This window comes from Paenibacillus pabuli NBRC 13638 (genome assembly GCF_001514495.1).
In the GTDB taxonomy this organism is placed as follows: Bacteria; Bacillota; Bacilli; order Paenibacillales; family Paenibacillaceae; genus Paenibacillus; species Paenibacillus pabuli.
The window spans coordinates 124,210-130,209 of record NZ_BCNM01000021.1 but is presented as its reverse complement, the minus strand read 5'-3'; the positions used below and the strand labels follow the sequence as shown (position 1 = coordinate 130,209).

Below are 6,000 nucleotides of genomic sequence, written 5' to 3'. Positions count from 1 at the left end.
CTTCACCACCTCAGGGATGCATAATCCTAATGAGGAATCCTCAAAAAGTCATAGCTCCTAAACAAAAGAGTTACGCATGGCACATCCGGTGAAGTTACAGCAAGAGCCATTAGCTCAGTTGGTAGAGCACCTGACTTTTAATCAGGGTGTCGAAGGTTCGAGCCCTTCATGGCTCACCATTTTTACAATTGAATATGCGGTCGTGGTGGAATGGCAGACACGCTATCTTGAGGGGGTAGTGGGTGTATACCCGTGGAGGTTCGAGTCCTCTCGACCGCATCAGAGCAACAAACATTATGAGATAGACTTCCATGGTTATGCATGGGAGTCTATCTTTGTGTTATGCGAAATTACCGGAAACGTATTTCTGGGATTAAAAGGCTGAGGATTCAGGGAGGTTGTGGTATAATTTAGGTACATGCAATGATTATTACGGTTGGAAGGCGGTTCTGTATGCAGTCGATCTATGAGCGAATTGAACACCTGATTGCCGAACGAGGAATGACCAAGAAGGCTTTCTGCCAACAGCTGAAGATCAGCACAGGCAATCTGGGTGACTGGAAACGCGGTAAATCTATTCCGAGTACGAATAAACTAATTGAGATTGCTTCGTTTTTTGATGTGAGCCTCGATTGGCTCATGATTGGGCGTCCATCCAAGGAGGCGATGGTGCGGGAAAAACGGGAGGATTATTTTTTTGACGTTTTACGGCAATTGAATTGCCAAGAAAGCGAATTATCGACTGTGGAACAGTCTTTTATCAGTGAATATATTGAATTTACCCGTTATCGCAAATCCAAGGAAAGCAAAGATTCTGGCGACTTTCGTTACAGGGGAGAAGATAAGCCCAAAGGTGACGAGACGTTGTAGTGCAAAGATAGTGAAGACTGCATCTTGGCTGGACCCTCTGGATGTATAAAAAACCTCTGAACAAATCCGAAACCCGTCGGAAGTTGTTCAGAGGTTTTTGTCTTTTGAACTCGCTGCAATATGCAATTCCGAAGTTAATCCGATATACGTATAGCTTTCACTTGCGGAATGTGAGGCTTGGTTTGTCCAAAAGGGTGGGGCGAAGGGAGTTCCAGATCCGAAGGCATTGTTCCTGAAGTTCCCAGGCTGCCATTCCAAGCAAACGAACACCAATCCCGCCTGTGGCGAGTACACTGGCTCCGGCAAGCATGCGGCCATCTGGTGGCAGAGTGGATTGTACAGATTCCAATTGTGCTGCGCCTAATCCAGGGGCGATCATCCACAAAGCAGCAGTATGAGTATAGCCCATCAACGCTGCGGATGGTTTGGGGTCGTCGCATTCTGGCTTAAGTCCGAAGCGGTCCCATACTGCCAGCTGCTTTCCTTGCCAGATTTCTGTTAGACTTCGATAGCGCTTGAACTGAAAGGCTTCACCCCGATGAATTCGTCCAGCGGACCAGATATCGGCATACGCAAGTACGGCTTGTTCTCCCAGCTCGAAGGTTGTGGTTAGAGAGGAAGAACTGCCTTTGAATGGAATGACACATTCAGGGAAATACTCCAGCACCGCTCCTTGCTCCAGCTGGAAATGATGATTCACAGACGACGGAGCAGAGGGGGTGGGGTGAAGCCTCGTCGCTGATGTGCTGCTTAGCATGAGGTGGGTGTTCTGGCCCAATTGCCAATCGGATCGATAATGGTCACCGTTCAGCACGCCTGGAGAAACGTCTGAAGTGTATACACATAATTCATCTCCGCCACCCGGAGGTCGAAAGGATCGACTGAACCGGAGAGGGGCACTGTAATAACGATCTGTCATGACAGTGCGCCCGCCTTGGAGGGCAAATGTGGCCCTGAGCTCGCTGCGGCGTATCACGGCCTCTCCAGCACTGCGGTTCAGTCCAAGTTCAACTCCATGTAAAGGTGAAGATGAATTAATGGCTGTGGGTTGTGCCGTGTTCATGGGTGTGCGTATGCAGATGCGCAGCGGAAGCATCGTCATCCATATATTGATGTTCAAGCCAATGCACAATCTCGGATACCCCTTCACCGCTCATCAAGTTCGACATTACATAAGGCCGTCCTTCACGTACCCGCTCGGTATCATTCTTCATGACTTCCAGACTTGCACCAACATAAGGAGCGAGGTCAGTCTTGTTAATCAGGAGCAGGTCTGAACGTGTAATACCCGGACCACCTTTGCGAGGCAGTTTTTCACCTTGAGCCACATCGATAATGTAAATAAATACGTCCGCCAGTTCCGGGCTGAATGCAGCAGAAAGGTTGTCGCCGCCGCTTTCGATAAAGATCAGTTGCAGATCCGGGAAGCGTTCAATCAACTCATCAACAGCTTCGAAATTCATGGAAGCATCCTCTCGGATGGCGGTATGCGGGCATCCGCCTGTCTCAACACCGATAATACGTTCCGGTGCAAGGGCGTTCTGACGCAGCAAGATTTCGGCATCTTCCTTCGTGTAAATATCATTGGTAATAACGGCCAGGCTGTAGCGTGTACGGAGTGCCTTGGACAGCTTCTCCACCAGGGCTGTTTTTCCTGAACCTACCGGCCCACCGATTCCGATTCGCATCGGGCGACTCCGATCAAATACCTTGCGTTCCCATTCTGCATGATGCGTATGATTAGCTCCTCCACACATAACAAATTCCTCCTTAGTTTTCAATTAATGTCGTTAGGACATGAACAGACGGGCTGGCAGGCTCTCGTGCCGCATAGCATAGATTTCCTGGGCAATACCGAAGCTGTGCATATCTTCCGGGTCGTCATCCCGGATTTGAGACCATTCAGAATCAATATCATTCAAAAGTTTCTGGATCAGCATCTGTGCCTCAGTTTGCCCGATAGCCAGAAGACGCAGTGCGCTATTTACATAAGCGTTAACAGAGGTGTATAGATGTCCGGTGACGGCTTCGTCCAGTCCGATTTCCAGCTGATAATTGATGTAGCCGTGAATAGTTGTAATGCCGCAAAAGGCACCGTGTTCCTGTACAGCTTCATCAATTAGAGAAAAGTCCATCCACGGATAAAGTGATCTTGCGAGCTTGAGTAATCGCTTCCCCATCTTGTGTCCGCTTTCCCTCAGTTCCCTGGGGGTCCGCTGGGCGTGTACACGTTTGTCATAAAGGGCGAGAAGGGCTGCATCCTGTTGATCCATAGCCTGATAGACGCCTTTGATGGCAAGCCCATCGAGTCGCACGAGGCTGGAATGAAGCTGGCTGCGAATGAATTGTTCAAGCTGGGCGGTGGTCCTTATCGTGCCATCATGGGTGTATGCCTCGAGACCGAACGAGTGGGAGAACCCGCCGATGGGTAAGGCTGAATCCAGCAGTTGAACATAACGGAGTAATTTCGTGCCGCTGTGCATCATCATGTGTTCCTCCCTTTGTCAAAACATGAAATAGCGTTGTGCCATTGGCAGCTCATCTGCGGGCTCGCAGGTGAGAAGTTCTCCATCAGCCCGTACCTCATAGGTTTCAGGATCAACTTCAATGACGGGAGTTACGTCATTATGAATCATGTCTTTTTTACTCACGGAGCGGCAGCCTTTGACGGGTTCTACACGCTTGTTCAAGCCAAGCGTCTCTTTGATCCCTGCATCCGCTGCGGCTTGGGAGACAAAGGTGATGGAGCCTTTGGCGATTGCGCCGCCGTATGCGCCAAACATCGGTCTCCCGAAAACGGGCTGCGGCGTGGGAATTGATGCGTTGGGATCTCCCATCTGGGCAAAGGCAATCATGCCGCCCTTGATGACCATCTCGGGTTTTACCCCAAAATAGGCCGGGTTCCAAATAATCAGATCAGCCAATTTGCCGACCTCCACAGAACCGACAAGATGGCCGATTCCGTGAGCGATCGCCGGATTGATTGTATACTTGGCGACATACCTCTTGATCCGATCGTTATCGGATGGAGAGCTGTTGGTCATTTCCAGTTTCCCGCGCTGTTTTTTCATTTTGTCAGCGGTTTGCCAGGTGCGAATAATGACCTCGCCCACTCGTCCCATTGCCTGCGAATCGGAACTGATGATGCTGAATACGCCAAGATCATGCAAAATGTCTTCTGCCGCGATCGTTTCCGGACGAATCCGCGAATCGGCAAAGGCGACGTCTTCAGGAATGGATGGGTCCAGGTGGTGACAAACCATTAGCATATCAAGATGTTCTTCTACCGTATTGCGTGTGTAAGGACGTGTTGGATTGGTTGAGGAGGGGATGACGTAAGACTCTCCGGCAGCGCGGATAATATCCGGCGCATGTCCGCCGCCAGCACCTTCCGTATGATAGGTATGAATGGTGCGCCCATTAATGGCAGCCAGTGTATTCTCCAGAAAACCGGTCTCGTTCAGTGTATCGGTATGAATGGCTACTTGAACATCATGTTCTCCGGCTGCAGTGAGGCATGCATCGATGGCGCTGGGCGTCGTACCCCAATCTTCATGCAGCTTCAGTCCAATGACACCGGCTTCAATCTGTTCAATTAATGGTGCGGTACTTGAACTGTTGCCTTTACCCAGATAACCGATATTCATGGGAAATGCCTCTGCGGACTCCAACATACGGTGGATGTGCCAGGCTCCGGGTGTGCAAGTGGTAGCTTTAGTACCTGTTGCAGGTCCAGTACCCCCACCGATCATGGTCGTTACTCCCGAAGATAATGCCGTTTGAATCTGTTGCGGACAGATAAAATGAATATGGGTATCGATGCCTCCTGCGGTTACAATCATGCCTTCCCCGGCAATAATTTCGGTCGAAGCGCCAATAACCAGCGCAGGATCGACTCCGTCCATCGTATCCGGGTTCCCTGATTTGCCGATTGCGCAGATGAGGCCATCTCGAATGCCGATGTCCGCTTTTACAATCCCCCAATGATCAATAATGATGGCGTTGGTGATGACTGTATCGGGTGTACCCTCACTGCGCAGAGCGGATGTGGACTGGCCCATCCCGTCACGAATAACCTTGCCGCCACCGAATTTGCTTTCATCCCCATAGACTGCATAATCATGTTCAATCTCTGCCCATAATTCCGTATCTGCAAGCCTGACGGCATCCCCGGTTGTGGGGCCAAACATGGATGCGTATTGTTCGCGGCTCATTCGTTTCATAAAGAGTCCTCTCCATCCTGCACCGGAGGCGCAAATGCCTTCAGGAATGTTTCCAGTTTCTGTGGATCAGGTGGCTGATCCGCTGATCCTTCGGTTAATCCGTTAAATCCATAAATCTGACGTTTACCGCCAAATGTAGTGAGTTCAACCGGTTTTTCTTCGCCTGGTTCAAAACGGACAGCCGTACCTGCCGGAATATGCAGGCGGTGCCCAAAAGCGGAAGGGCGATCGAAGTCCAGCGCGGCATTGACTTCATAGAAGTGAACGTGAGAACCGACCTGTACGGGACGGTCGCCGCGGTTCAGTACGATCAGTCGTATGATTGGACGATCGGGATGACAGATGATCTCATCATCCTGTTTCAAACGATATTCACCAGGGATCATGGAGTTCTCCTGCCTTTCTCAGCGTATAGGTTCATGTACAGTGACCAGTTTTGTTCCGTCGGGAAAAGTGGCTTCCACCTGTACCTCAGGGATCATGTCTGGTACACCGTCCATACAGTCTTCGCGTGTCAGGATCGTGCCGCCGTATCTCATTAATTCTGCAACACTCATGCCATCGCGTGCGCGTTCCATGAGTTCGGAGGTTAGCAATGCGATGGCTTCGGGAACATTCAGCTTCAGGCCGCGTCCTCTGCGTTCGCGAGCAAGATTAGCAGCGACAGTAATCAGGAGTTTTTCTTTTTCCTGTTCAGTCCAGTGCAAGGCAATCCGACCTTTCCCTTAGGTAATCTCTATCTTTATGGATAATGTTGTATGTTAAATATACTCACACAGGGTGGGCCCTTTGTCAATATGGTTCCAATCATATTAGGAGTATGCATGAAACAAGTATGCATGAAATAAAATTGTGTAAGCATTATTGACATGGTGAGTGTGACCCTCCATAATTTGGATCAACGAAC

7 protein-coding genes and 2 tRNA genes are annotated in these 6,000 nt (G+C 50.0%); 3 read left to right on the top strand and 6 right to left on the bottom strand.

Annotated features, from left to right (window positions below; translation table 11 throughout):
• The first annotated feature begins 103 nt into the window (after positions 1–103).
• From PPA03S_RS25070 to PPA03S_RS25060, 3 genes are all read left to right on the top strand, one after another.
• A tRNA-Lys gene (locus PPA03S_RS25070) sits at positions 104–179 on the top strand.
• A 17-nt stretch (positions 180–196) separates the two neighbouring features.
• Positions 197–279 (top strand) — tRNA-Leu (locus tag PPA03S_RS25065).
• A gap of 174 nt (positions 280–453) precedes the next feature.
• Positions 454–870: a helix-turn-helix domain-containing protein gene (locus PPA03S_RS25060; RefSeq protein ID WP_062326978.1), complete on the top strand. Its 417-nt coding sequence runs from the start codon at positions 454–456 to the stop codon at positions 868–870.
• Between the two features lie 157 nt (positions 871–1,027).
• On the opposite strand, the gene PPA03S_RS25055 is transcribed toward PPA03S_RS25060, so the two are convergent.
• Genes PPA03S_RS25055 through PPA03S_RS25030 form a run of 6 tightly spaced genes read right to left on the bottom strand, consistent with a single transcriptional unit; the run spans position 1,028 to position 5,800 of the window.
• A complete protein-coding gene (locus PPA03S_RS25055; RefSeq protein WP_167666096.1) occupies positions 1,028–1,933 on the bottom strand; it encodes an urease accessory protein UreD in 906 nt (301 codons plus the stop codon).
• Entirely contained in the window at positions 1,905–2,627 is a 723-nt protein-coding gene (gene ureG, locus PPA03S_RS25050) for an urease accessory protein UreG (protein ID WP_062326974.1), read from the bottom strand. Before ureG ends, PPA03S_RS25055 begins: the two co-directional genes overlap by 29 nt.
• 33 nt (positions 2,628–2,660) lie before the next feature.
• A complete protein-coding gene (locus tag PPA03S_RS25045) occupies positions 2,661–3,359 on the bottom strand; it encodes an urease accessory protein UreF (protein WP_068964222.1) in 699 nt (232 codons plus the stop codon).
• 15 nt (positions 3,360–3,374) lie between these two features.
• Complete coding sequence (ureC, locus tag PPA03S_RS25040) at positions 3,375–5,093, bottom strand: urease subunit alpha (protein WP_062326971.1); 1,719 nt, start codon at positions 5,091–5,093, stop codon at positions 3,375–3,377.
• The gene (locus PPA03S_RS25035) at positions 5,090–5,479 is read right to left on the bottom strand and encodes an urease subunit beta (protein WP_062326968.1); all 390 of its coding nucleotides are present in this window, start codon (positions 5,477–5,479) and stop codon (positions 5,090–5,092) included. The genes ureC and PPA03S_RS25035 overlap by 4 nt, the downstream gene beginning before the upstream one ends.
• An 18-nt stretch (positions 5,480–5,497) precedes the next feature.
• Positions 5,498–5,800 (bottom strand): urease subunit gamma, encoded by a 303-nt coding sequence (locus PPA03S_RS25030; RefSeq protein ID WP_024629311.1) that lies wholly within the window; start codon positions 5,798–5,800, stop codon positions 5,498–5,500.
• Between the last annotated feature and the right edge of the window lie 200 nt (positions 5,801–6,000).